Source organism: Spirosoma utsteinense (genome assembly GCF_014282275.1).
GTDB lineage: Bacteria > Bacteroidota > Bacteroidia > Cytophagales > Spirosomataceae > Spirosoma > Spirosoma utsteinense.
In genome coordinates this window covers 1-1,293 of record NZ_VFIA01000137.1, presented here as the reverse complement: position 1 = coordinate 1,293, position 1,293 = coordinate 1, and the positions used below count along the sequence as shown (strand labels likewise).

Annotated in this window: 1 protein-coding gene; it reads left to right on the top strand. The window is 50.3% G+C overall.

Annotated features, from left to right (window positions below; all coding sequences use genetic code 11):
- The first annotated feature begins 251 nt into the window (after positions 1-251).
- Positions 252-1,274 (top strand): IS110 family RNA-guided transposase, encoded by a 1,023-nt coding sequence (locus FH603_RS28085; RefSeq protein WP_186742671.1) that lies wholly within the window; start codon positions 252-254, stop codon positions 1,272-1,274.
- Positions 1,275-1,293 lie beyond the last annotated feature (19 nt).

The following is a 1,293-nucleotide window of genomic DNA, read 5'->3' as shown; positions in this document are numbered from 1 at the left end:
CCGGTCCGCCCTTTAGGTTTGTGGGCTGGTAATATTCCGGGATTTTGTCTTTTGCCAGTAGTCAACCAGAGAGGGCTACCCTACCGGTCCGCCGAGGAAGAAGACCTATGCGCCGATTCAGGTCCCTCTCTGTTCTAATTGCCTAAGACTCGGCGGGGTGGCCCGAGCCATAGAAATTAGGGTTCTCAGGCCCACAAAAGGGTTCGAGTAAAAGCAATGAGTTGACTACAATTTCAAAACTAAATCTTGTTATGGACTTTTGCTACTTTATTGGTATTGACATTGCCAAAGACACGCTTGATTGGGCGATCTACACCCAACAAGGTCTACAACTCAGCACCCACACGCCTAATACGTTGGCGGGCATTAAGACCGCTTTGGTTGAGTTGAAGTCCCTGCCTGGCTGGAATGCCAAGCAAGCCGTGTTCTGTATGGAACATACGGGGCTATACAATGCCCACCTCCTTGAGTTACTTCACCAACAAAACCTAGCCATCTGGCTGGAATCCTCCTTGCAGATCAAACAGGCTGGGGGCATGCAACGAGGCAAAACCGCCCGGCGGCCCGGCGATAAGGTTGATGCCCAACGGATCGCTCAATATGCCTATCGCTTTCGCGACCAAATACGTCTCTGGGAACCACCACGCGAGGTCATTCAGAAACTGGCCTTTCTGAGTGCCACCCGCCAACGGCTCAACCAAGCTTTTAATCTATTGGCCGTTCCCGTGGCCGAACAGGAAACATTCATCAGCAAGTCCCTGCAAAAGACGTTGAAAGGGAATGTCAAGAAGTCCTTAATAGCTCTCAAAGAAGAACAAAAAGCGGTCGAACAAGCCATTAAACAACTCATTGAAGCTGATGCTCGGCTGAAAGAATTGTTTGACTTGATGGTCTCTGTACCGGGCATCGGACCAGTGATCGCCACCGAACTGCTCGTCACTACGAATGAAATGCAAACCATCAACGATCCTAAAAAATTGGCTTGTCACGCTGGAGTCGCTCCCTTCGAGTATCGCTCAGGAACAAGTGTACGTGGCAAAACCAGAGTGAGTCACCAAGCGCGCAAACGGCTGAAAGCATTGATCCACATGGGCACCATGTCGGCAATTCAGGTGAAGGGCGATCTTCAGGATTACTACCAGCGCAAATTAGGCGAGGGTAAACACACGATGCTGGTTTTGAACGCCGTCCGCAACAAGCTGATTCACCGGGTTTGTGCGGTTGTTCGACGGGGTGAAAAATATGACAAAAATTATGCGCCAGCCTTTTCATAACCCATAGAAATCGGTGCGG